The following is a 22889-nucleotide window of genomic DNA, read 5'->3' on the forward strand; positions in this document are numbered from 1 at the left end:
GATGACCGACAGCAAGAGTGCCTCCGAAATCACCTTCGCTGATTTCGAGAAGGTCGATATCCGCACCGGCACGATCGTCGAAGCTGCCGTCTTCCCTGAAGCGCGCAAGCCGGCCTACAAGCTGCTGATCGACTTCGGCCCGGAGATCGGGCTGAAGAAATCCTCGGCCCAGATCACCGCGCATTACACGCCGGAGACTCTGGTCGGCCGCCAGATCATGGCAGTGGTCAACTTTCCCCCCCGCCAGATCGGGCCCGTCCGCTCGGAAGTCCTGACCCTCGGCTTCACCGACGAGACGGGTGCGATCGTGCTTGCCGCGCTGGAGCGGCCGGTGGCGAATGGGCAGAAGTTGATGTAGCATCCCGCTGAGCCGCATAGGCCGTGTTGAACGGAATGCAGCGAACAAGGTGCTTAATCCCGACAGTGGTCATTTCCAGTCCGCGTCCTTTGCAAGCCTGGCTCGACGATCAGATCGGCGAAGGACAATGCGCCTCGATGAGCGATGACGTCTGCACCCTGATCGAAAAAGAACAGGCAAGGACGGCCGCGGTTGCCAAGGTCCAGTCCCTGATCAATGAAGGCCTTGCGAGCGGGATCAGCGATCGCTCACCGGAGCAGATCTTGAAAATGGCGCGTGGAGGGGCTGCATCCCGCCATTCATGACCTGGCGGACAACGCGATCAGCCGACGACGATCTCGCGGCGAGGCTCACGCCGGCACGCGGGCGATGGCACGCAGGCCGCCGAGCGGGCTGTCGGCGAGCGTCAGGTGGCCGCCATGGCTTCGGGCGATGTCGAGCGCGATCGAGAGGCCGAGGCCGGTGCCGCTCGAATCGAGGTTGCGCGCCTCATCCAGCCGGAAGAATGGCTTAAAGACGTCGTCGCGCGCCGATTGCGGAATGCCCGGCCCGTCATCGTCCACCGTCAGCGTCAGCCATTTCTGGCTGTGGCGCGCCTCCACCTGCACCGTGTCGGCATAGCGATAGGCGTTCGAGGTCAGGTTGACGACGAGACGGGTGAAGGCGTTCGGGCGCACCCGCACCTCGTCCTCCCCTTCCACAACCGTGGTCAGGCTCTTGCCATGCAGCTCCGCCTCGGCCGTGAGGCGGATCATCAGGTCGGAGAGGCTGAGCGTGCCCAGATCCTCCTCCGCCTCGCCGCGGGCGAAGGCCAGATAGCCTTCGAGCATGCTCTGCATGTCATTCACATCCTGCTGCAGAGGCTCGAGATCCGGGTTGTCGCCGGCGAGCGCGAGCTGCAGCTTGAAGCGGGTGAGAATGGTGCGCAGATCGTGGCTGACGCCGGAAAGCATGGTGGTGCGCTGTTCGATCTGCCGCTCAATGCGCTCGCGCATCTGAATGAAAGCAAGACCTGCGCGACGGACCTCCTCCGCTCCGCGCGGCGAGAAATCGTCGATCTTCTGCCCCTTGCCGAAACTTTCCGCCGCACGGGCCAGCTGCAGGATCGGGCGGATCTGGCCGCGCAGGAAGAGGATGGCGATGGTCAGCAGCACCAGCGAGGCGCCAACCATCCAGACGATGAAGATATGGGTGTTGGAAGCATAGGCGAGATTGCGCCGGGCGGAGACCCTCAAGACCCGATCGCCGTCGATCTTGATGCGGATATCGACATAGTCCGGGCTGGAGATCGTATCCAGCCAGTAGGGCCGGTCGATCTGGTCCTCGATCTCGTCGCTGAGGATCTGATAGAGAATGTCGAAGAAGGGCTTGCGGGTCGGCAGCGGCAACTCGCCATTGTGCTCGATTGCGATGCGCAGCCCCAGCTTCTCGCGGGCGATCCGCTCGATCGTTGCACCCTGATCGGCGGGCATGGTGTCGATCAGCTGGATGATCGCGGCGATATCCGAGGTCACGGCAGCGGAGAGGCGCTGCGTGACGAGCTGCCAGTGGCGCTCCATGAAGACGAAGGCGATGATCGACTGCAGCAGCACCATCGGGATGATGACGATGAGCAGCGAGCGGGCATAAAGCCCCATCGGCAGGCGGCGACGCAGCCAGCGGCCGAAGCCGGTGCGTGGCCGGCGGCCGCCGATTCGCCGCCGCTCCGGCACACGCTCACCGGATGGGCCCGCGGCGTTGGGCAGGCCGGGCGGGGGCAGCATGGATTCGGCCATCGCCTCTCCTTAATCGACGCTCAGCCGATAGCCGATGCCGCGTACGGTCTGCAGCCAGACGGGGTTGGAAGGGTCATCCTCGATCTTCCGGCGCAGCCGGTTGATCTGCACGTCAATCGTCCGCTCGCCGACCTCGGCATCGTCGCCGACAAATTCGTGGCGGGGGATGGTTTCGCCGGCGCGCTGCGAAAAGAGCATCATGATCTCCTGTTCGCGGTCGGTCAGGCGGATCGGCTCCGGGCCGCGGCGCAGCTCGCGCCGGGTGACGGAAAAGGTGAAGGGTCCGAAGATCACCTGCTCCACCTTCGGCGCCTGGGCGGGCGCATTGCGCCTCAGAATATTGTTGATGCGCAGCACCAGTTCGCGCGGGTCGAAGGGTTTCGGCAGATAATCATCCGCCCCGGCCTCCAGCCCCTCCACGCGCGCATTGGTCTCGGCGAGTGCCGTCAGCATGATGATCGGGACGCTCTTGATGCGCCGCAGGCTCTGGGTCAGCGAAACGCCCGTCTCGCCCGGCATCATCACGTCGACGATCAAGAGATCGAAGTCGATGCCGGCCAGCCGCCGCCGCGCTTCCGCGGCATCGGCGGCCATGGTCACGCGGAACCCCTGATCAACCAGGAAGCGGCTCAACAGGTCGCGGATGCGCCGGTCATCATCCACCACCAGCAGATGCGCCGCATCGTCAGCGATCCGCGTCGTCTTCGTCATGCTCGTCCTCTCCCGCGCTCTCGTCCGCCCGGCCGGCCGCTTCGTCCTCGCCGAGGCGGAGACTGGCAAGGAAGCGGCAGATGACTGGCCGCGCCTGCGGCCCCGCAGCGGCGAGCGCCTCGGCTATGCGGCGCGATTGCGGCTCGGCCAAGGCGCGGGCAAGGCCGCTGCCCTTGGGTGTGGCGTAAAGCTTGCGCTGGCGCCGATCCTCCGGGCCCGCTACCTGGCGAATATAGCCTGAATCGATCAGCTGCTTGAGCACGCGCGCCAGGCTCTGCTTCGTGATCTTCAGCGTCTCCAAGAGGTTGGCCACCGTCATGCCCGGCTCGCGGTCGACGAAATGCAGGACGCGGTGATGCGCCCGCCCGAAGCCGCGCTTCTCGAGAATGACGTCGGGATCGGAGGTGAAGGCGCGATAGGCGAAGAACAGAAGCTCGATCATCTCGTAATCGATCGCCTCCTCGGTCTCCCGCCTCGCCGCCTCTGTCGCCCCTGCCTGCCCTGCCACGCCAATCCCCGTTACTTGCCTGTCCGCACTGTCGCGCGCCGGCCCCTTGATCGTCTTTCTACGCGGTCTGTTCCACCTCTGCCAGAGGCGAGCGAGCAAAGGCCGTGGGTTCTGCCTCACGGTTGAACGGGAGGGGGGCCGCGGCCGCGGCGCAGTGCTGTGTTCCTAAGGTCACACATCCCGTCGCTCACCGCGCCTTATCAAGGATCCGCACCGGTTTTTCGGAACCAAAGCCGGTGGTTTTTCATTGACCCGCCGAACAGACTAGGACCCGTCACATGCATACCGCCGACTTTGATTCCTCGCTCGTTGCCGACCTGCCGAAAGTGTCGCTCAGCCCCGAGCAACAGCTGCGCCCGGTTGTCATCACCGTCATCTGTGCCAAGCTCGCCGTCTTCGCCCTGTTGATGACCACGCTGAACATGCCGCTGCGCCCCGCCCTGGAAACGGCGCCGATCGAAGCCTATGCGATCGGCGACATGCAGCTCGCGGCAATGCGCTGAGGTACCCTTTTCGCCGCCGCAGCAACCGCCTATAGCTCGCTCTCATTCATTCGTTCTCTCAAGGACATGAGGAAAGCCGATGGGCATGTTGCAGGCGGGCGTGATCCCCGTGACGCATTTCGAGCAGAACTGCACGATCCTCTTCGATGCAGAGACCAAGGAAGGCGTCGTCGTCGATCCGGGCGGCGATGTCGAGGTCATCCTGCAGACTGTGCGGGAGAATGGGATCACGCTTCAGGCGATCTGGCTGACCCATGGCCATATCGACCATGCCGGTGGCGCGAAGGAACTCGGCACGGCGCTTGGCCTGAAGATCATCGGTCCGCACAAGGACGACCTACCGCTCCTCGAGCGGCTGGAAGCCCAGGCGGAGCGCTTTGGCCTCGCCATGAAGGTCGAGAATGTCCTGCCCGATCAATGGCTGGACGATGGCGACCAGCTGAGCTTCGGCGAGCATGTCTTCGACGTGCTGCATTGCCCCGGCCATGCGCCGGGCCATGTCGTCTACATCAATCACGCCCAGCGGTTCGCCCACCTCGGCGATGTGCTCTTCCACGGCTCGATCGGGCGAACCGATCTGCCGGGCGGCAATCACCAGCAACTTCTCGACAGCATCCGCACCAAGATCCTGCCGCTCGGTGACGATTTTGGCTTCATCTGCGGCCATGGGCCGGGCGGGCAGATCGGCGAGGAGCGCCGCAACAATCCCTACCTGCGCGGCCTGTAAGAGCCGACCGGACGACGATCGACTCGAAACGAAAGGCCACGCTCGGCAGAGCGTGGCCTTTGCCATTTCAAGAGACTGGAGGTGCCTCAGCCGGCGCGGCAGAAATATTCGCGGCCATCATAGCCGACGAAGGTACCGGAGCGCGGGTCGAAAGAGCGGTAGCGGCGCTCGCAGTAATCATACCAGGCAGGCGTCCAGGGACGAAGGCCGTAGCTCTGAACCACGACGGGGCGCGGGCGATAGACCGGTGCCGGCTCGTAGTAATCGACCGGAGGATCGATATAGACGCGTTCGCCATAGCGCGGCGGCGGCGGAGAGGCGAGCGCGCTGCCGAGCACGACGCCGGTTGCGAGACCAATGGCGCCGAGCGCAAGGCCGTCGCCGCGGTCATAGCCATGGTGGTAGTGGCGCCGGCGCCAGTCATCGGCATGGGCAGGCGAGAGCGCGGGTGCGACCGTCGCCAAAGTCGCGAGAGAAAGAACAGCTGCTTTGAGGAATGTCTTCATGGCGGTGATCCCTATTCGAGAAGCGCAACGACCTCGCTTCATCATGAACAGCATCCTAACGGCATGAAACTGAATGCAGACTGAACAAGAAACCCGGCGGATGGCCGGGTCCGTGGATTGTCGATAGCGCTCAGCCTGAACGGCCCGCCAGTACGCTGCCGGGTTCAAGCAGCTCTCCGGGCCGTTCTCTTGTCTCAGCCGGAAACGTGCAGGTTAACGGCCTTGGGGCCCTTGCCGCGACGATCCGGCTCGGTGTCGAAGCTGACCTTCTGGTTCTCGGTCAACCCGTTCAGGCCGGAAGCCTGCACGGCAGAAATGTGAACGAAGATGTCTGCGCCGCCATTGTCCGGCTTGATAAAGCCGAAGCCCTTGTCGGTGTTGAAGAATTTTACAATGCCAGTCTCGGCCATGCGTCAGGTCCTTTTTCCTCTGCCCGGAAGCGGCGGGCAGCATCACGAAAGTATTGCCCTAGGGGCGTGCGGCAGGCAGGTCTCGAGTGCGAGGAAAGGAACCCGTTATTGCCACCGTGCGAGCCAGAGCCGACCCGGCAACCCGGAGAATTTTGCGTCTCCAGCACGCATCGATTGAAGGTCTTCCCGTGTTCGTAGATTGCCCGAACGGAGTAAGCTTGCTGCGTTTATTTTGAATTGGCAAGCAAAAGTTTCTTGAAAGCAGTGCATGCTTTCGTTTTGTTCAGAATCTACCCAAATAGCTGAATGTGCCTAAAAATTAGAGCGCTCTACAAGACATTGATTCCACATCCGTTCGCTTCAAACACTGCCCAGATTTTGGGCGTCCGACCGCAAATCCGCGGCTCGAAAAAAGCGTATTGGCGCTGCTCATGACAGCGCTGCACAGTGCTTCGCAAGCCAAGTTTAACGCTCGGCTGTTCTATCGGCTGAGTGTTCAAGCCATGCTTGCGTCTGTGCTTGGGAGCGCTGGCGCGTTCTGCCCCGCGATAGGCGGAACACGCGCCGATCGCTTCGCAGACGAGGCTGAGGACGCAACTGCGGTGATGACGGAAGGAGGATCGGCTTTAGCGATCGAGGAACGCGAGCATCTGTGGCGTCGTGCCGGAGGCGGAATCGATGCGGCTCTTCAGCATCAGCCCCTTGCCAACCAGCAGGGCACCGCCGAGCGCGACGAGAATGATCGCAGCGATGACCAGCGTTTCGAGCGGATTGAGGTTGGAGAGGAAGCCGCCATGTTCGCGGGTTTCAGCGGCGTGCGGGTCGGCGGCGGAACGGGAGGCGACCTTACGCGGCATGCGACCGCCCTCCCCGCAGGCCGTCCTCGACGGCCGGGTGGAAACCGCGGACTTGCCAGCGCCAAAGCCCGAAGCTGACCGAAGCCATGGCGGCGACGGCGAGCAGCATGAGGCCAACAAGGATATGCCGATCGGCGGCAAGCGAGAGGGGCGAAACGGGTAGGCGGAAGAGTGGCGGCGTCGCCATGATCGCACTGGTCGAGATCGCGCCGGTCGAGATGGCATCCGGCGCAAGCGTCGAGGCATCGTCCCGCCAGAGGCGCGCCTGTGGCTGTCCGGTGTCCGTCGCCTCGATCATGGCCGGCGGCATGCCGATCGGAAAGACCGTCTCATCGCTTCGGGTCACGGACAGGTCGGCCGCCGCAGCCGGGCCTGACGCCGCAAGCAGAAGGGCCGCCGCCATGCCGAGCGCGCTCTGCCGTCTGAAGGAAGAAGGGCGGGATGAGGGAATGGGCGGCATGATCGGACACCTTTGGGACATCGTCGAAGCGGGCACGGCGGGAGGCTGTAAGAAGACCTGCACAAATCGACCTGATCAGGACGAAATTGGGGCAGTCGGCGCATTTTCCCGTGGCAAAAGCGAGGCTGGGGGAGAATGGGGAAACAATTGATCTTGTTAACAAATTGGAAACAATGCGTGAGCCGCCCGGCGCCCGCTCGGCAAGCCATGCGATGTTCCCGATTCGGCCTCGTTTCATTCGTGTCGGTGATGGCTTTGTTGAATTTGCGTCATGGGCCGGGTCGAAGGCCCGCAGGTGCTGGCTTTCCGCTTGAATTGCGGGGCGAGTTTCGACATACAGCGGAGCGCACGGGCAATGGCGCCCCTGCGCGCGCATGAGCCTCCGCAAGGCTGCGAGACCCATGCCGGTCCCCACTGCACTTTGACAGCCTGCAACCGTTCAGGATCTTGCTCCGATGGCCTTTCTTGCCGATGCCCTTTCCCGTGTGAAGCCCTCTGCCACCATCGCCGTCTCGCAGAAGGCGCGTGAGCTGAAAGCCAAGGGCCGCGACGTCATCGGGCTCGGCGCCGGCGAGCCCGATTTCGACACGCCGGACAATATCAAGCAGGCAGCCATCGACGCCATCAACCGCGGCGAAACCAAATACACGCCCGTCGCCGGCATTCCGGAGCTGCGCGAGGCGATCGTGCGCAAGTACAAGCGCGAGAACAATCTCGACTATACCGCAGCGCAGACCATCGTCGGCACCGGCGGCAAGCAGATCCTGTTCAACGCCTTCATGGCGACCCTGAACCCTGGCGACGAAGTCGTGATCCCCGCGCCCTACTGGGTTTCCTATCCGGAAATGGTGGCGCTCTGCGGCGGCACGCCGGTCTTCGTTGAAACGACCCAGGCCAATAATTTCAAGCTGACGCCCGAGGATCTCGACAAGGCGATCTCGCCGAAGACCAAGTGGTTCATCTTCAACTCGCCGTCCAATCCGTCCGGCGCCGCCTATAGCCATGCCGAACTCAAGGCCCTGACCGACGTGCTCTTGAAGCACAGCCATGTCTGGGTGCTGACCGACGACATGTATGAGCACCTGACCTATGGCGACTTCACATTCGCCACGCCGGTCGAAGTCGAGCCTGGCCTTTACGACCGCACGCTGACGATGAACGGCGTCTCCAAGGCCTATGCCATGACCGGCTGGCGCATCGGCTATGCCGCCGGTCCGCTCGCGCTGATCAAGGCAATGGACATGATCCAGGGCCAGCAGACCTCGGGCGCCTGCTCGATCGCCCAGTGGGCGGCCGTCGAGGCGCTGAACGGCACCCAGGACTTCATTCCGGAAAACAAGAAGATCTTTGAGGGCCGGCGCGATCTGGTGGTGTCGATGCTCAACCAGGCGACCGGGATCGAATGCCCCTCGCCCGAGGGCGCCTTCTACGTCTATCCCTCCTGCAAGGGGCTGATCGGCAAGACCGCACCCTCCGGCAAGGTGATCGAGACCGATGAGGACTTCGTCTCGGAACTACTCGAAGCGGAAGGCGTTGCGGTGGTCCACGGCTCGGCCTTCGGCCTCGGCCCGAATTTCCGCATCTCCTACGCCACGTCGGAAGAGCTGCTCGAAGAGGCGTGCAAGCGCATTCAGCGCTTCTGCGCCGCCTGCAAGTAAGACAAAGGCCGCGCTGCCGCGGCCGCGCATGAAACGAGAGCGCATGAGGCTGGCCCAGCATCAGAGATTGTATCTCTGCTTCTTCCTGTTCGCGGTCAGCCTCGGCGCGCTTCTGGCGCGCATGCCGGACCTGCAGACGGCGCTCGGGGTAACGAAATCCGAGCTCGGCCTGACGCTGATCGGCATGGCGATCGGCGCGCTGATCGCCCTCACCGTCTCCTCGCCGCTGATCGAGCGGCTGGGCTTGAGGGTCACCGCCTCCATCACCATTCTCGGCACCGCCGCCTGCTATGCGCTCGCGCCGTGGATGCCGAACGCGCCGATGGTCTTCGTCGTGCTCTTCATGGCCGGTCTCCTAGCGGGCGCGCTGGAGATCAACCTCAACGTCGAACTCGGACGGATCGAGACCGCGACCGGTCGGGCGGTGATGAACCGCGCGCACGGTTTCTGGAGCCTCGGCTTCTTCGTGACCGCCCTGCTCGCCTCCTTCATCCGTCAGGCCGGCGTGTCGATCGAGGCCCATACGGGCGGCGCCTTCGTCCTCGTCCTGCTGGTCGGTCTGATCGTCCTTTCGGGCCTCAGGCCGACACCGGCGGCGCCAGGCAGCGAGGCGCCGAAAGCCGAGGCCTTCGCCTTCCCGACCCTCGGTCTTCTGCCGCTCTGCCTGATCGGCATCGCCGCCTTTCTCGTCGAAGGCGCCGGCATCGACTGGTCGGCGATCTACATGCGCGACGTCTACCAGTCGGCGCCCTTCATCGGCGGGCTGGGCCTGACGCTCTTCACCTTCTTCATGGCTCTGGTCCGTCTTTTTGCCGACCCGATCGTCGACCGCTATGGCAGCCGCGCCGTCGCGTTCGTCCTGCTGCTGCTCTCCTGTGCCGGGATCGCCGCCGTCTGGCTCTCGCTCCATCCCGCCATGGCGCTGACGGGCTTTGCGATGATGGGCGCCGGCTGCAGCGCGGTCTATCCGCTCGCCGTTTCCGCCGCCGCGCAGCGCACTGACCGGGCCGCCCATATCAACGTCGCAGCCCTCGGCCAGGTGACCTTCATCATCTTCTTCCTGGCGCCGCCTCTGCTCGGCTTCGTGGCAGAACAGGCCGGCATCCGCACCGCCTATCTGATCTGCCTGCCGCTGGTCGTGGCCGCCCTCTTCTGCGTGCCGGCACTGGGCGGGCGTGCCTCCCGCTGATCGAGTTTCGGCGCAAGGGAAGCGGCTACCCCCTCGTTCTAGTCCCGGGCCGCGCGCCCGGCACCATAGGCCAGCAAACCCTCGGCCAGCGCATCATAGACGGCACGGCAGCGAGGATTGGCACGTTGGGTCTCGTGCAGCACGAGATGAACGGGCAAGAGGAATGCGAACTCCGCTTTGAGCACCCGCTCCAGCGCCGGGTCGCGTGCGGCGAGCCGCACCTGGCAGCCGCCGATGCCGAAGCCAGCGCGGATGGCGGCGAGCTGCGCGAGGTTACTGTCTGTCCTGAGCGCGAAATCGATCGAGCCGAACACGGGAATACGGCGCCGCATGGCCTGGATGAAAGCCGTCTCGCGATCGAAGCCGATGATCCTGTGCCGAGCCAGATCCGCCTCCGATTGCGGAACCCCATGCCGCTCCAGATAGCGCCGATGGGCGAAGAGGCCGATTTCCACCGAGCCGAGCGCCCGGGAGACCAGCGCCTCCTGCTGCGGCGCGACCATGCGGACCGCAATATCTGCCTCGTGGCGAAGCAGATCCTCGACCCGGTCCGAAACGGATAACTCGACAACGAGCCGTGGATGACGCTCGACGATCTCAGCAAGGATCGATGGCAGGACTTCAACGGCCATGATCTCGCTGGCCGTGACCCGGACGCGACCGGCCATCTCGCCCGCAGCATCCTCCGCCTGGCGCAGGAAGGCTGCGGCTCGTGTGGCGATCTCCTCGGCGAGCGGCGCCAGCGACAAAGCGGCGGGCGTCGGCGTCAGGCCGGAAGCGGAGCGCAGGAAGAGCGGCGCGCCGACCGCCGCCTCCAGCGCATCGATCTGCCGCCCGACGGTCGGCTGCGTCAGACCCAGGGCGCGGGCCGCAGCGGAGAGCGAGCCCTCCCGCATCACATGCAGGAAGACCCGGTAATGATCCCAGCTGGGCTCCGATGCGGTCATACAAATCTGTATAGCCGCTCTAAATCTTTATGCAATTTTCTTCCTGCCCCGACGGCGTCATCTTTCCCCCATCGAACCACGAAGGAGACGATTGTCATGACACGAATTGGACCGAAGACCACTGCTTTGGTGCTGGGCGCAACGGGCGGCATTGGCGGCGCGGTGATGGAAGGGCTGGTCGGGCGCGGTGCGACGGTGCGGGCGCTGTCGCGCAATGCCGGCGCGGCTGCCGACCGCAACCGCCTCGTCGATTGGCGCCAAGGCGATGCGATGGAGGCTAAGGACGTTCTGGACGCCGCCAAGGGCGTGGACATCATCGTCCATGCGGTCAACCCGCCGCGCTATCGGCACTGGGACCGGCTGGTCCTGCCCATGCTGGAAAACACGATCGCTGCGGCGCGTGCGACCGGGGCGACGATTCTTCTGCCGGGCACCACCTATAATTTCGGCCCCGACGCCTTTCCGCTGATCGAGGACGATGCACCCCAGAACCCGATGACGTCCAAAGGCCGGATCCGAAAGGCGATGGAAGACCGGCTGCGGGCAGCGGCAGACGAGGGCGTGCGCAGCATCGTCCTGCGCGCCGGCGACTTTTTCGGTGCAGGCGCCGGCAACAGCTGGTTTGCCCAGGTGCTGGTCTCGCCGGGTCGCCCGGTCAATACGATCACCCTGCCGGGCGATGCGGGCATCGGCCATCAATGGGCCTATCTGCCCGATGTCGCCGCCGCCATGTTGGGGCTCCTCGACCGGCGCGACAGCCTGAATGCCTTCGAGGCTGCCCAGTTCGGCGGCACCTGGGATGCGGATGGCCTAGTGCTCGCCCGCAGCATCAGCCGGGTTCTCGGCCGGTCGGACATCAAGCTGCGCGGCTTTCCCTGGTGGACCCTGCCCTTTGCAGCGCCCTTCTCCGAAACGGTGCGGGAGATCCGCAAGATGCGCTATCTCTGGCGCCAGCCGGTGCAGATGGACAATGCCAAGCTCATCTCGCTCATCGGCGAGGAGCCGCAGACGCCGCTCGACCAGGCGGTCTATGCCACCCTGCGCGGTCTCGGCTGCCTTCAGCCGGATCATATGGTCCGCCGGGCCGGCGAGCCGCGCGCCTTGCTCGGCTGACCGGGCAGCCGCCTGACATGGAAAGACCCGCGCCGAAGCCGACGCGGGTCGAGAGACGGTGAAGATGCGGTGTTTATTCGGCGGCGATCTGGGTCAGCGTCGGGTAGTCCGTGTAGCCCTTGGCGCCGCCACCATAGAAGGTGTTGTTATCGGGCGTGTTGAGCGGGGCATTCTGCCGCAGCCGCTCGACGAGATCGGGGTTGGCGATGAAGGGCTTGCCGAAGGCGACGAGGTCGACCCGGCCGCTTTCCACAGCCTCGATCGCCAGCGCCCGGTCATAACCGTTATTGCCCATCCAGGCGGCCTTGCCGCCGGCCTGATGATAGGCCGTCCGCAGCGCCTCGAAGCTGAAGGGCGCGCCGTCCTGCTGGAAGTTGCGGTCGCCGCCGGTGGCACCCTCGATCACATGGATATAGGACAGCGCATAGCGGGCCAGGCCCTTGACCACATGGTCGAACAGCGGCTGCGGATCGGAATCCGAGGCATCGTTGGCCGGAGTGACGGGAGACAGGCGGATGCCGGTGCGCCCGGCGCCGATCTCGTCGGTCACAGCCTCCACGACCTCGAACAGGAAGCGCGCGCGGTTTTCGATCGAGCCACCGTAAGCATCGGTGCGCTGGTTGGAGCCCGAACGCAGGAACTGGTCGATCAGATAGCCGTTCGCCGCGTGGATCTCGACGCCGTCGAACCCGGCATCGATCGCCGCGCGGGCGGCACGACGGTAGTCCTCGACGATGCCCGGGATCTCGCTCAGTTCCAGCGCGCGCGGCTCGGAGGTATCGGCAAACTCGCCGGTGCCATCCTCATGGACCAGATAGGTCTTCGACTTGGCGCGAATCGCCGACGGCGCAACCGGCTGGCCGCCATTCGGCTGCAGCGATGTGTGCGAGATCCGGCCGACATGCCACATCTGGACGACGATCTTGCCGCCGGCCTTGTGCACGCCGTCCGTCACCTTGCGCCAGCCCTCCAGCGCTTCCGCCGTGTAGAGGCCCGGCACATCGGCATAGCCCTGGCCCTGATGGCTGATCGGGGTGGCCTCGGTGATGATCAGGCCGGCGCTGGCGCGCTGCTCGTAATAGGTGGCGTTCAGCGTGTTCGGCACGGCGCCCGGCGAACGGTTGCGGGTCAGCGGCGCCATGACGATGCGGTTCGAAAGAGCGATGTCGCCGATGGTGATCGGGTCGAAGAGGGTGGGCATGGGTTTGGTCCTATTGTGGTGGGGAAGATCGGAACGCGTCACAAGGTGGTTCTCAACTCGTCGAGGAAGCGGTCGATCACGGTCTCGTTCCGCTTGTAGAGCACCCATTGGCCGACGCGCTGGGTGGTGACGAGACCTGCACGCTGCAGGCTCGCCAGATGGGCCGAGACGGTGGATTGCGACAGGCCGCAGCGTTCGAACTGGCTGGCACAGACGCCGAGATCGAGCGGCAGGTGCTGGCCGTTGAAATGCGCCTCCGGCTCCTTGAGCCAGCCGAGCATCTCCACCCGCTTAGGATGTGCCAGCGCCTTCAATATGTCGTCCCTGTTCGTCTCGTCGTCGGTCATGTCCATCGTCTCCGAACGATTTATATATCGTTCATAACCGATACGTGGTCTGCGAAGGGACGATCATCAAGGGGCGAGACAAAAAAAAGGACCGTCGGAAATCCGCGGTCCTTGAGATGTGAAGGTTCATAACCTCCAGAGGGGAACAGCAGAAGCGCGACGTGGGAGGGATCAAAGTCGCCAACGCGCCTGCTGTATTTAATATGGACGCACAGAAAAACTTTTCAAGAGCGGACAGTGAAAATCGATTGAAGAAGAAGAGAATTCTCTCGGACATCCGAAAACGCCGGATTACCGAGCAGGACGTTCTCCCCAGGTCGGTGGGCAGAGAGAGGGTCGAAGAGGGCAAAAAAAAGGGCCAGCGCAAGAAGCGCGGCCCATAAGGTGTGAAGGTATCCAACCTCCAGAGGGGAACAGCTGCTGCGGTGGCACTGGGAGGAAAAGCCACCAAAGATGCATCAGCTGCCGTCCATATGCTGGTTTCTTGGGCTGCTCGCAATCAATTCCTGTGCATGACAGCCATGTCTTGGGCGCATCCCTGCTCCAAAAAGCAGCAGAATCCACACTGCACGACGCCACGTCGCTCCGACAATCAAAAGAATGAAGTGAAATCAGGCAATTGCCGGTTGCACGAAATTCGCGCAGTGGCGGCCGCGCCGTCAGAAGTTCCAGTTACGGGCCTTGGCGACGATGAAATCGCGGAAGACTTTGAGCTTGGCGGCGTTCTTCATTTCGTCCGGATAGCAGAAATAGGTATCGAAGGACGGGATGTCGGCGCCGATTGGCAGCTGGATCAGGCCCGGATCGCGCCCGACGATATAGTCCGGCATCATCGCGATGCCGATTCCAAGCAGGCAGGCGCGCTTGATCGAGGTCTGGCTGTTGATCTGCAGATGGGAGACGCGTGGATTGTCGCTGTCGCGCCCGGCGATCTCCAGCCAGTTCACATCGAGCAGATAGTTGGGGGCCGGCTCGCCGAAGGTGATGATCCGGTGATTGTCCAGATCCTCGATCGATTGCGGCTCGCCATGCTTGTTGATGTAGGAGGGCGCGGCATAGAGATGCATATGGACGGTGAAGAGCTTGCGCTGGATCAGGTCCGATTGCTGCGGCTGGCGCAGGCGGATGGCGCAATCGGCATGGCGCATGTTGACGTCCAGCTCCTCATTGTCGAGGATCAGCTGCACCTGCATGTCCGGATAGAGCGCCAGGAATTCCTGCACCTTGTCGGTGAGCCAGCCCTGGCCGAGACCGACGGTCGTGGTGATGCGCAGCTTGCCGGAAGGCTTGTCGGTCGTCTCGGTCAGTTGGACCTTGACGCCTTCGAGCTTCATCAGCACCTCATGCGCGGTGCGATAGAGGATCTCGCCCTGTTCGGTCAGGATCAGCCCGCGCGCATGGCGATGGAAAAGCTTGATGCCGACATCCTGCTCCAGCGAGGAGACCTGGCGGCTGATGGCCGATTGCGACAGATGCAGTTTGTCGGCGGCGTGGGTGAAGGACCCCGCTTCTGCCGCGGCATGGAAGATCCGAAGTTTATCCCAGTCCAGCGGCATCACACCTCCCCTTTGCCAGCGCCGCGCGCTTGAACCACGCGTCTTGAACGCCGTCTCTTGCCGGCCCGCCGGCTCTGCCTATACGCACCGCGATCCACAAGCGCCGCATGACGCGTCGTGCGCGTCCCGATGCCGCCCAGCGCCGTCATCGCTCCATTCGCCCGTCGGACGCTCGGGCGACTATTCAGCCGCAATCGCGACCGGCATATGGCCGGCCAGATATTTTTCCGCCTCCAGCGCCGCCATGCAGCCCATGCCGGCGGCGGTGATCGCCTGACGATAGACATCGTCGGTCACGTCGCCAGCGGCATAGATGCCGGGCACGTCGGTCGCCGTCGAATCGGCGGCTGTCCAGAGATAGCCGTTGGACTTGAGCCGAAGCTTGTCCTTGAAGAGCTCGGTCGCCGGCGCATGGCCGATCGCCACGAAGACGCCGTCGGTCGCCATCTCGCGGGTCGCGCCGGTCAGCGTGTTGCGCAACGTGACGCCGGTCAGCGAGGCCGGGAAAGGCGGCTTGGCCGGCGTGCCGGTATAGGCCAGCACCTCGTGATCCCAGAGAACCTTGACGTTCTCCTTGGCGAAGAGCCGCTCCTGCAGGATGCGCTCGGCCCGGAACGACGCCCGGCGATGGATGACGGTGACGGTCTTGGCGATATTGGAGAGGTAGAGCGCCTCCTCGACCGCGGAATTACCGCCGCCGACCACGAGGACGTCCTTGTTGCGATAGAAGAAGCCGTCGCAGGTGGCGCAGGCCGAGACGCCGAAGCCCTTGAAGGTCTCCTCCGTCTCGATCCCCAGCCACTTGGCCTTTGCCCCGGTGCAGATGATCACCGTATCCGCGGTCCAGTCCGTGCCGCTGTCGGTCGTCAGGCGGAAGGGCCGGACAGTGACGTCGATCGAGGTCACGAGATCATTGACGATCTCGGTGCCGACATGGATCGCCTGCTTGAGCATCTGCTCCATCAGCCAGGGACCCTGCACCGGATCACCGAAGCCCGGATAATTCTCGACATCGGTGGTGATCATCAGCTGGCCGCCCTGCTCCAGGCCGGCGATCAGCACCGGCTGCAGCATGGCGCGCGCCGCATAGATCGCCGCCGTATAGCCGGCCGGGCCGGAACCGATGATGAGCACCTTGGTGTGGCGGGAGGTCATGGTGTCTGATCCTGAAACGGGTCGCGTTGCCGCGCATGGCGGGCCTCAAGAGCCCGATCGTTCCTGCTCATTTATGAGGACAGCCCCCTCAAGTTCAAGCCCATCAGGGCTTTTACCAACAGGCCCGCCTGTTTGCGAAGGCCAAAACCGCTTTTCCCGCCCTGAAACAAGGGTTCCGACGGCATCACGCTCCGCGCCGACCCTCGCGATCGGCAAGGGTCGAGATGGATCAGCGCCGCCGAGGCGAACAGCGGCCCGGCGGACGCAAGCCCGCGGGCGCCAGAGCCCGCAGAGAGCCGGGCCGGACGGCCTTAACTGACGCAATTGTACATGCGTAACCCATAAGATAAAACATTAGAAAGTCTTACATTTTTTAATATGTAGCTTACTAAATTGATTGCCGACATATAAACTCCCGCTCGCGGCCGACGCCGCATGGACGGGAGACATTCTGATGGCATCGGACAGACCACTGAACCGAAAGGTGGTGAAGCTTGCGGTTCAGCTGCTGCGCGGAAGAAGCAGCGCTCATTATTATGACAGGTTTCCCGGCCTCATGCTCCGCCGCGAGGCGGACGGAAGCGGCGCGATCCTTTATCGCGGGCTGAATGCCGGCCGGCTGCTGCCCTCCGATGCGCTGAACCGCTTCGCGGGCGAGGAGATAACCATCGTCGGCTCCGGCCCTTCCGCCGGCCAGGCGGCGTATTCCCGCCTGCCGCCGCGGAGCGCACTGCTGCTGAACGGCGCCCTGGTACTGGCGCCGGCAAGGATCCGCGCGCCCCTTGCGGTAGCGATCGAGGACGACCGCTTCGTCTATCGCCATTTCGACCGGTTCCTCAAGGACCTGGACGCCACCCTCCCCTGCCTCCTCTCCGTCTCCGCGATCCGTGCGCTTCTCGAGCAGGATCGTCATTGGCTAAGCGAGCGGCCGGTGATCCTCATCGACAATATCCTCAAGCCCTATGGCGCACGGCGGCGCCGTCTGGCCGATCTCGCCGGCGCGCCCGACATCCTCGTCAATCCGGCGGGTACGGCGGGCCTGTCGCGCAATCCCGGGCGCGGCGTCTTCCAGGCCGGCAGCGTCGCCGTCTCCGCCCTGCAATTCGCGCTGGCCTGCAGGCCGAGGCAGATCGGCTTCATCGGCGTCGACATCACCAATGCCAGCCAGCCCCGCTTTTACGAAAGCAATGGCGAGAGCGCCTTTTCCGGCATTGCCGATGCGGAAGCCCGCATTCTCGAGCATATGCTTCTGGGCATGCAGCTGGCGGAAGAGAGCGACATCGTGCTCGTCAACTATTCGCCCGTCTCGGCCCTCGCCAAATGCGGCCTACCTTTCAACGATCGGTTGATGAGTGCTTGACGGCCCAGGCGAGTAGCCGGATCTATCACAACCTGTCGCGCAGGCGGAATTTTGTTGCGCGCCACCAGCTCCTCAGGCAGAAGCTCAACCGTCCGAAGTGAACAGGGAACGCGACATCCGTGCTACGCGCCGATCTCGACCAGATCGACATCAAGATCCTGCGTGAGCTGCAGGCCGATGGGCGGATAACTAATGTAGAACTGGCCGCGCGCGTCGGCATCTCGGCGCCGCCCTGCCTGCGCCGGGTGCGGCGGCTGGAAGAGTCGGGCATCATCGAGGGCTATCGCACCGTTCTCAACGGGCCGGCGCTGGGGCTCGATCTCGTCGCCTTCTGCATGGTCGGTCTCAAGCACCAGTCGGACGCCAATCTGAAAGCTTTTTCGGCGGCAACCGCCTCCTGGCCGCTCGTCCGCCAGGCTTGGCTCGTCAATGGCGACAGCGACTTCCTGCTCCATTGCGTGGCGCAGAACCTGACCACCTTCCAGGATTTCGTGATCGAAGTCCTGACGGCCAACGAGCATGTCGATACGGTTCGCACCATGCTAACCATCCGCCAGGTCAAGAAAGTCGGCCTGGTCGAGATTTGAGGCACCATGGACAAGGCCGCCAGCCCAGCGATTGCCCTGTCAGCGCCCTCTATCGCTGAGTTCGTCAGCTCCAAATCTCAAAAGTCAGAACTTTCGCTCGTTCGGCGTGTCATTGCTTACGATAGCAGTGATAATACTTATACCATAATTTAGTATTTTAAAGATTTAAGAATACATCATAGATAGAGGCGGATCACGTCTCCCGCGGATCCCACGCGGGCTTTCGAGCGACACTGGGGTGCATGAATGGGCAAACTTCCTCTCTCGGCTTTCATCATCTGCAAGAACGAGGAGATCTATCTGGGGCCATGCATCGAGAGTCTTGCGAATTGCGGCGAGATCGTCATCGTCGACTCCGGCTCCACGGATGGCACAGTCCCGTTGATCCAGGATTTCATTGCCAGAGGCTGGCCGATCCGGTTCTTCGCCGAGAGCTGGCGCGGCTATGCGGCCCAGAAGCAGTTCGCGCTGGAGCAATGCCGCGAGCCCTGGTGCCTAAACATCGATGCAGATGAGCGGCTCGACACGGCGCTTCGCGATCTTCTCCCGCAGCTCCTCAAGGCTCCGCCCGAGATCGTTGGCTGGCGTCTGGCGCGCCGCCCCTTCCTGATCGGTTACGGCTATACGCCCGAGCATGTCCGCGAACGGAAAAACCTCCGCCTTATCCGGAACGGCCAGGGCGCCTATGATCTGACCCAGGCGGTCCATGAGGGCATCGTGCCCGCCGGCACGGTTCGCAACGCGTCGCGCGGCAGCCTGTTGCATTTCAGGCCGCTTCAGATCGACGAGCAGATCCTGAAGGAAAATCACTATTCGACGCTCAAGGCAGACCAGCGGTTTCGAGGCGGTCGGCGCGGAAGGACGCTCGACCTGATCTTCTCGCCGCCGATCTATTTCCTGCGGCTCTACTTCCGAAACGGTCTCTGGCGCTGCGGCACCTCCGGCTTCATCCAGGCGATGACCGGAGCCGTCTACGCCTTCCTCACCCAGGCAAAGCTGCAACAGCGACAGGCCCTCCGCCATGGTCCAAGCATCGACGACGCGCGCGAAAGATAGACGATGAAGGTCTTCCACTTCCACTTCGGGAAGGACGGCGGCGCCGAGACCTTCTTCGTCCACCTTATCGGTGCGCTGGGGAGAAGAGAGGTCGAGCAGCTGGCTGTGATCCGCAAACAGCGCGCGTGGCGGACAAAGATTGCCCCCTATGCGGAGATCATCGAGTCGAACTTCCGCAATCTGTCGATCGACCGGCTGGCGCTTCCCTTGAAGGTGCGCGCGCTCGCGCGCGAGCATCAGCCGGAAGCGATCATGTCCTGGGCGACGCGGGGCAGCCGGCTGATGCCGCCCTACCGCGCCGGCATCACCCTCTCTCGGCTCGGCGATTACCCCACCCATCTCGGTTATTTCCGCAATACGGACGTGCTGATCTGCAACACGCCGGGCATTGCCGATCACGTGCGCCGGATCGGCTGGACACGCGGCGTCGAGGTCATCTCGAACTTCACGGCGACCGAACCCGTCCCGCCCGCCGCGCGCACCGATCTCAACACGCCGGCAGATGCCCCCGTCGTCATGGCGATGGGCCGTTTTGTGAAGCGCAAGGGCCTGAATATCCTTATCGAGGCCGCCGCCCTTGTTCCCGACATCTACCTGTGGATCGCCGGCGACGGCGAGGAGCTTCCGGCTCTGGAAGCACTGGTCGCGGAGCGGGGTCTCGCGCATCGAACGCGGTTCCTTGGCTGGCGACAGGATACGCGCCCCTTCGTCGCGGCGGCGGATCTCTTCGTCATGCCGTCCTTCCATGAACCCCTCGGAAACGTCATTCTCGAAGCTTGGGCGCAGAAGCGGCCGGTCATCTCGACCCGCTCCGAAGGCCCCTCCTGGTTCATGACGGACGAGGAGAATGGCCTGCTGGTGCCGATTGCCGACAAGGACGCCCTCGCTGGGGCGATCTCTCGGCTTCTCACGGATGCAAGCTTGCGGCGCGGTATTGCGGAGGCCGGCCACAAAGCCCTGATCGACCGGTTTTCCGAGGAGGCGGTGGCGGGCGCCTATCTCGACCTCTTCAAGAGACGACCGGCCTGGCGCTAAGACGGAGCAACTGTCGGCGCGGTGGCCTGTGCGGCCATTCGCATCCGCCCCTCGCAACGCGCCCGAAGGCCGGCCCCAAGCTACCAAGGGTCAGGCCAGGGGAAGCGTCCGGTCGCAAGCCAACCGGCCGGCAAAAAGGGCCCGACGCTGCCGCCGGGCCCTTCTGCAATACAAGTGCTTCGGACTCAGTGCCTATCGCCGATCAGAAGGACGACGGGCTGCCTTCGCCGCCGGCAAGCTTGGCTTCGAGCGCGGCGATGCGGGCGAGCAGCGCGTCGTTTTCCTCACGCGCCTTGATCGCCATCTCGCGCACCACTTCGAACTCCTCGCGCTTGACGACATCCATCGAGTTCAAGAGGCGCTCGGCCTGAGCGCGTGCGGCCGTCTCCACCTCGCGGCGAACGCCCTGTGCGGCGCCGGCGGCATCGGTCATCAGCTTGGCCAGATCGTCGAAAATGCGGTTGGCACCCGTCGTGGTCATGGTCTGTCTCCGGCTTTGATCCGCGATCGTCACGGCTTCTTCCCTTGAGGTAGGAGCCAAGCCTCGGTCTTGCAAGCAAAAACCGGTGAATCATCATTGAGCATTGCTCCGGGCGGCTTGACCCTTCCTGCAGTGCGGGGGATGGTCGCCCCGGGCGCGGCACAGTCTGCTCGGCCCGGCAGGACAATCACGGCCATCCGGTCTCGCGGCACGTCACGTGCCTCGTCCCTGCGGCCCTCAAGCGACGTGGCACAGTTGGAACCCTTCCTCAGTCTCCTCTCGATCCTGCCCTTTCCGGACATCGACCCGGTGCTGATCGCCATCGGCCCGCTGCAGATCCACTGGTATGGCCTGGCCTATGTCGCTGGGATCGTGCTGGGCTGGCTCTATGCCCGGGCCATCGTGCGCAACGCCCCGCTCTGGGCTGGAAACAGGCCTGCGCTCAACGAGCAGGATCTGGACGACTTTCTGCTCTGGGTCGCGGTCGGCATCGTCGCCGGTGGCCGCCTCGGCTATATCTTCTTCTACGATCTGCAGTCGGTCATCGAAAACCCGGTGCGCGCCATCGAGATCTGGAACGGCGGCATGTCCTTCCATGGCGGGCTGATCGGGACCATCCTTGCGATGACGCTCTTTGCTCGCCGCCGGTCGATCCCGCTCTGGAGCCTTTTCGACGTGGTCGCTGCCGTGGTGCCGATCGGCCTGTTCTTCGGCCGCATCGCCAATTTCATCAATGGCGAGCTCTGGGGCCGGCTCTCCTCCGCGCCCTGGGCGATCGTCTTCCCGACTGGCGGCCCTTTTTCGCGCCATCCGAGCCAGATCTACGAGGCCCTGCTGGAAGGCGTCGTGCTGCTCACCGTCCTCGCGCTGCTCGTCTATCGCGGCCGGGCGCTCGCCCGGCCCGGCTTTGTGGCTGGTGTCTTTGCCACCGGCTATGGGCTCGCCCGCATCACGGTGGAATTCTTCCGCGAGCCGGATGCGCAGCTCGGCTACCTCTTCGGCGGCTGGCTGACCATGGGCATGCTGCTCTCGCTGCCGATGGTGCTGATCGGCCTTTGGGCGATCTGGCGCGCGCGCCGAGCCGCGGCAACGGCGGAGACGCCGCGATGAGCACGCCGCTTGCCGAGAAGATCAAGGCGATCATCCGTGCCTCCGGGCCGATCAGCGTCACCGACTTTTTCGCGCTCTGCCTGGCAGACCCCGAACATGGCTACTACAAGACCCGCGACCCCTTCGGCCGCGACGGCGACTTCATTACCGCGCCGGAGATTAGCCAGCTGTTCGGTGAGGTGATCGGCATCTTCCTCGTCGAGGCCTGGCGCCGCCATGGCGAGCCGAGCCCGGTGATCATCGCCGAAATCGGGCCCGGCCGCGGCACGATGATGTCCGACATCCTGCGGGTCATCGAGCGGCTCTCCCCGACGCTCTACGAGGCAGCCAGCGTGCATCTGGTGGAGACGAGCGAGCGGCTGCAGAAGGTGCAGAGCCAGACGCTGGTCGCGCACAAGTTCAAGATCGCCTGGCATGAGAGCTTCGATACACTGCCGGACGGGCTGCTGCTGCTCGTCGCCAACGAGCTGTTCGACGCGATCCCCATCCGCCAGTTCGTCAAGACGTCGCAGGGCTTCCGGGAGCGCCTGGTGGGGCTCGATGCGGAGGATGCTCTCACCTTTGCCGCCGGCGTGGCGACCATCGATCCCGCTCTCCTGCCACCCTCGGCGACGGACGTGCCGCTCGGAACGATCTTCGAAATCGCCCCGGCCCGCGACGCCGTCATGGCGACGATCTGCGCACGGTTGAAAGCCAGCGGTGGATCGGCACTGATCATCGACTACGGCTTTATGGCCACCAATTTCGGCGAGACGCTGCAGGCGGTGCGCGATCATCAGTTCGATCCGCCGTTGCGCCATCCGGGCGAGGCGGATCTGACCAGCCATGTCGATTTCGAACAGCTGGCCCGTCGGGCGGTCGCCGAAGGGTTGCGCATCAACGGACTGACCTACCAGGGCGATTTTCTTCTTGCCATGGGCATCCAGGAGCGGGCCGAAGCGCTCGGCCGCGGCAAGGACGCCGGCATTCGCGAGAGCCTTCAACAGGATGTCGACCGGCTGACCGGCAGCGGCGACGGGCGGATGGGCGAGCTTTTCAAGGTGCTGGCGGTGAGCCATCCCGACGTGGCGCTTGTTCCCTTCCAGCGATAGGTGCGAGGCAGACTGTCCGGACGCGGGCGATTGACAAGCGTCGATGTCGAAGGTCAACATCCGCGCCGAATGATCACGAGGCAAATCACCTCCGCGCGGCAAGCAGCCAACCCTCCCCTTCCAGAACCGCCTCGCGGACCCAGCCACACATCGGCTCTGAGGCGTGCCGCGAGCGACCTTTTTGATCC

Annotated in this window: 27 protein-coding genes; 14 read left to right on the forward strand and 13 right to left on the reverse strand. The window is 63.9% G+C overall.

Annotated elements, in window-relative coordinates; all coding sequences use genetic code 11:
* The first annotated feature begins 1 nt into the window (after position 1).
* Entirely contained in the window at positions 2–358 is a 357-nt protein-coding gene (locus tag ACLE20_RS05215) for a tRNA-binding protein (RefSeq protein ID WP_410939209.1), read from the forward strand.
* A 137-nt stretch (positions 359–495) separates the two neighbouring features.
* Complete coding sequence (locus ACLE20_RS05220) at positions 496–663, forward strand: hypothetical protein (protein WP_410939210.1); 168 nt, start codon at positions 496–498, stop codon at positions 661–663.
* 45 nt (positions 664–708) lie between these two features.
* Here ACLE20_RS05220 and ACLE20_RS05225 read toward each other — a convergent pair whose 3' ends face one another.
* Genes ACLE20_RS05225 through ACLE20_RS05235 form a run of 3 tightly spaced genes read right to left on the reverse strand, consistent with a single transcriptional unit; the run spans position 709 to position 3352 of the window.
* Positions 709–2133, reverse strand: a complete 1425-nt coding sequence (locus tag ACLE20_RS05225) for an ATP-binding protein (protein WP_410939211.1) — start codon at positions 2131–2133, stop codon at positions 709–711.
* 9 nt (positions 2134–2142) lie between these two features.
* Entirely contained in the window at positions 2143–2844 is a 702-nt protein-coding gene (locus ACLE20_RS05230) for a response regulator (RefSeq protein ID WP_410939212.1), read from the reverse strand.
* Complete coding sequence (locus tag ACLE20_RS05235) at positions 2819–3352, reverse strand: MarR family winged helix-turn-helix transcriptional regulator (RefSeq protein ID WP_410939213.1); 534 nt, start codon at positions 3350–3352, stop codon at positions 2819–2821. Before ACLE20_RS05235 ends, ACLE20_RS05230 begins: the two co-directional genes overlap by 26 nt.
* A 278-nt stretch (positions 3353–3630) precedes the next feature.
* Between ACLE20_RS05235 and ACLE20_RS05240 the strand changes: the two genes are divergently transcribed.
* Positions 3631–3855: a hypothetical protein gene (locus ACLE20_RS05240; protein ID WP_410939214.1), complete on the forward strand. Its 225-nt coding sequence runs from the start codon at positions 3631–3633 to the stop codon at positions 3853–3855.
* Positions 3856–3940: 85 nt separating this feature from the next.
* Positions 3941–4582: an MBL fold metallo-hydrolase gene (locus ACLE20_RS05245; RefSeq protein WP_410939501.1), complete on the forward strand. Its 642-nt coding sequence runs from the start codon at positions 3941–3943 to the stop codon at positions 4580–4582.
* A gap of 86 nt (positions 4583–4668) precedes the next feature.
* Here ACLE20_RS05245 and ACLE20_RS05250 read toward each other — a convergent pair whose 3' ends face one another.
* The 4 genes from ACLE20_RS05250 to ACLE20_RS05265 form a co-directional block, all read right to left on the reverse strand.
* A complete protein-coding gene (locus ACLE20_RS05250) occupies positions 4669–5088 on the reverse strand; it encodes a BA14K family protein (RefSeq protein ID WP_410939215.1) in 420 nt (139 codons plus the stop codon).
* Positions 5089–5282: 194 nt separating this feature from the next.
* Positions 5283–5498 carry a cold-shock protein gene (locus tag ACLE20_RS05255; RefSeq protein ID WP_410939216.1) on the reverse strand — a complete coding sequence of 72 codons (216 nt, stop codon included), beginning with the start codon at positions 5496–5498 and terminating at the stop codon, positions 5283–5285.
* 626 nt (positions 5499–6124) lie between these two features.
* On the reverse strand, positions 6125–6355 hold the full coding sequence (locus ACLE20_RS05260) for a hypothetical protein (protein ID WP_410939217.1): 231 nt from the start codon (positions 6353–6355) through the stop codon (positions 6125–6127).
* The gene (locus tag ACLE20_RS05265) at positions 6345–6758 is read right to left on the reverse strand and encodes a hypothetical protein (protein WP_410939218.1); all 414 of its coding nucleotides are present in this window, start codon (positions 6756–6758) and stop codon (positions 6345–6347) included. The genes ACLE20_RS05260 and ACLE20_RS05265 overlap by 11 nt, the downstream gene beginning before the upstream one ends.
* Here ACLE20_RS05265 and ACLE20_RS05270 point away from each other — a divergent pair.
* The 3 genes from ACLE20_RS05270 to ACLE20_RS05280 all read left to right on the forward strand — a co-directional run bounded on the left by ACLE20_RS05270 (position 6757) and on the right by ACLE20_RS05280 (position 9662).
* Positions 6757–6966 (forward strand): hypothetical protein, encoded by a 210-nt coding sequence (locus ACLE20_RS05270; RefSeq protein WP_410939219.1) that lies wholly within the window; start codon positions 6757–6759, stop codon positions 6964–6966. The genes ACLE20_RS05265 and ACLE20_RS05270 overlap by 2 nt on opposite strands.
* A 304-nt stretch (positions 6967–7270) precedes the next feature.
* Positions 7271–8473 carry a pyridoxal phosphate-dependent aminotransferase gene (locus ACLE20_RS05275; protein ID WP_410939220.1) on the forward strand — a complete coding sequence of 401 codons (1203 nt, stop codon included), beginning with the start codon at positions 7271–7273 and terminating at the stop codon, positions 8471–8473.
* A gap of 43 nt (positions 8474–8516) precedes the next feature.
* A complete protein-coding gene (locus tag ACLE20_RS05280) occupies positions 8517–9662 on the forward strand; it encodes an MFS transporter (protein WP_410939221.1) in 1146 nt (381 codons plus the stop codon).
* 38 nt (positions 9663–9700) lie between these two features.
* On the opposite strand, the gene ACLE20_RS05285 is transcribed toward ACLE20_RS05280, so the two are convergent.
* Positions 9701–10609 carry a LysR family transcriptional regulator gene (locus ACLE20_RS05285; RefSeq protein WP_410939222.1) on the reverse strand — a complete coding sequence of 303 codons (909 nt, stop codon included), beginning with the start codon at positions 10607–10609 and terminating at the stop codon, positions 9701–9703.
* Between the two features lie 96 nt (positions 10610–10705).
* On the opposite strand from ACLE20_RS05285, the gene ACLE20_RS05290 reads away from it, so the two are divergent.
* Entirely contained in the window at positions 10706–11722 is a 1017-nt protein-coding gene (locus ACLE20_RS05290) for an NAD-dependent epimerase/dehydratase family protein (protein ID WP_410939223.1), read from the forward strand.
* A gap of 73 nt (positions 11723–11795) precedes the next feature.
* Here the strand turns inward: ACLE20_RS05290 and ACLE20_RS05295 are convergent, their stop codons facing one another.
* The 4 genes from ACLE20_RS05295 to trxB all read right to left on the reverse strand — a co-directional run bounded on the left by ACLE20_RS05295 (position 11796) and on the right by trxB (position 15981).
* Complete coding sequence (locus ACLE20_RS05295; RefSeq protein WP_410939224.1) at positions 11796–12923, reverse strand: alkene reductase; 1128 nt, start codon at positions 12921–12923, stop codon at positions 11796–11798.
* A gap of 38 nt (positions 12924–12961) precedes the next feature.
* Positions 12962–13270: an ArsR/SmtB family transcription factor gene (locus ACLE20_RS05300; RefSeq protein ID WP_410939225.1), complete on the reverse strand. Its 309-nt coding sequence runs from the start codon at positions 13268–13270 to the stop codon at positions 12962–12964.
* A 659-nt stretch (positions 13271–13929) separates the two neighbouring features.
* Positions 13930–14826, reverse strand: coding sequence for a LysR family transcriptional regulator VtlR (locus tag ACLE20_RS05305; protein ID WP_410939226.1), 897 nt, complete (start codon positions 14824–14826; stop codon positions 13930–13932).
* A gap of 180 nt (positions 14827–15006) precedes the next feature.
* The gene (gene trxB / locus ACLE20_RS05310) at positions 15007–15981 is read right to left on the reverse strand and encodes a thioredoxin-disulfide reductase (protein ID WP_410939227.1); all 975 of its coding nucleotides are present in this window, start codon (positions 15979–15981) and stop codon (positions 15007–15009) included.
* Between the two features lie 454 nt (positions 15982–16435).
* Here trxB and ACLE20_RS05315 point away from each other — a divergent pair, with 454 nt between their 5' ends.
* From ACLE20_RS05315 to ACLE20_RS05330, 4 genes are all read left to right on the forward strand, one after another.
* Positions 16436–17341 carry a glycosyl transferase gene (locus tag ACLE20_RS05315; protein ID WP_410939228.1) on the forward strand — a complete coding sequence of 302 codons (906 nt, stop codon included), beginning with the start codon at positions 16436–16438 and terminating at the stop codon, positions 17339–17341.
* 119 nt (positions 17342–17460) lie between these two features.
* Complete coding sequence (locus ACLE20_RS05320) at positions 17461–17928, forward strand: Lrp/AsnC family transcriptional regulator (protein ID WP_410939229.1); 468 nt, start codon at positions 17461–17463, stop codon at positions 17926–17928.
* Positions 17929–18174: 246 nt separating this feature from the next.
* Positions 18175–18984, forward strand: coding sequence for a glycosyltransferase family 2 protein (locus ACLE20_RS05325; protein WP_410939230.1), 810 nt, complete (start codon positions 18175–18177; stop codon positions 18982–18984).
* Positions 18985–18987: 3 nt separating this feature from the next.
* Positions 18988–20019 (forward strand): glycosyltransferase, encoded by a 1032-nt coding sequence (locus ACLE20_RS05330; RefSeq protein ID WP_410939231.1) that lies wholly within the window; start codon positions 18988–18990, stop codon positions 20017–20019.
* Between the two features lie 202 nt (positions 20020–20221).
* Here ACLE20_RS05330 and ACLE20_RS05335 read toward each other — a convergent pair whose 3' ends face one another.
* Entirely contained in the window at positions 20222–20500 is a 279-nt protein-coding gene (locus tag ACLE20_RS05335) for an accessory factor UbiK family protein (RefSeq protein ID WP_410939232.1), read from the reverse strand.
* A 255-nt stretch (positions 20501–20755) separates the two neighbouring features.
* Here ACLE20_RS05335 and lgt point away from each other — a divergent pair, with 255 nt between their 5' ends.
* Positions 20756–21610: a prolipoprotein diacylglyceryl transferase gene (lgt, locus tag ACLE20_RS05340; RefSeq protein WP_410939502.1), complete on the forward strand. Its 855-nt coding sequence runs from the start codon at positions 20756–20758 to the stop codon at positions 21608–21610.
* Positions 21607–22701: a class I SAM-dependent methyltransferase gene (locus tag ACLE20_RS05345; protein WP_410939233.1), complete on the forward strand. Its 1095-nt coding sequence runs from the start codon at positions 21607–21609 to the stop codon at positions 22699–22701. The genes lgt and ACLE20_RS05345 overlap by 4 nt, the downstream gene beginning before the upstream one ends.
* Positions 22702–22889 lie beyond the last annotated feature (188 nt).

Source organism: Rhizobium sp. YIM 134829 (assembly GCF_046546455.1).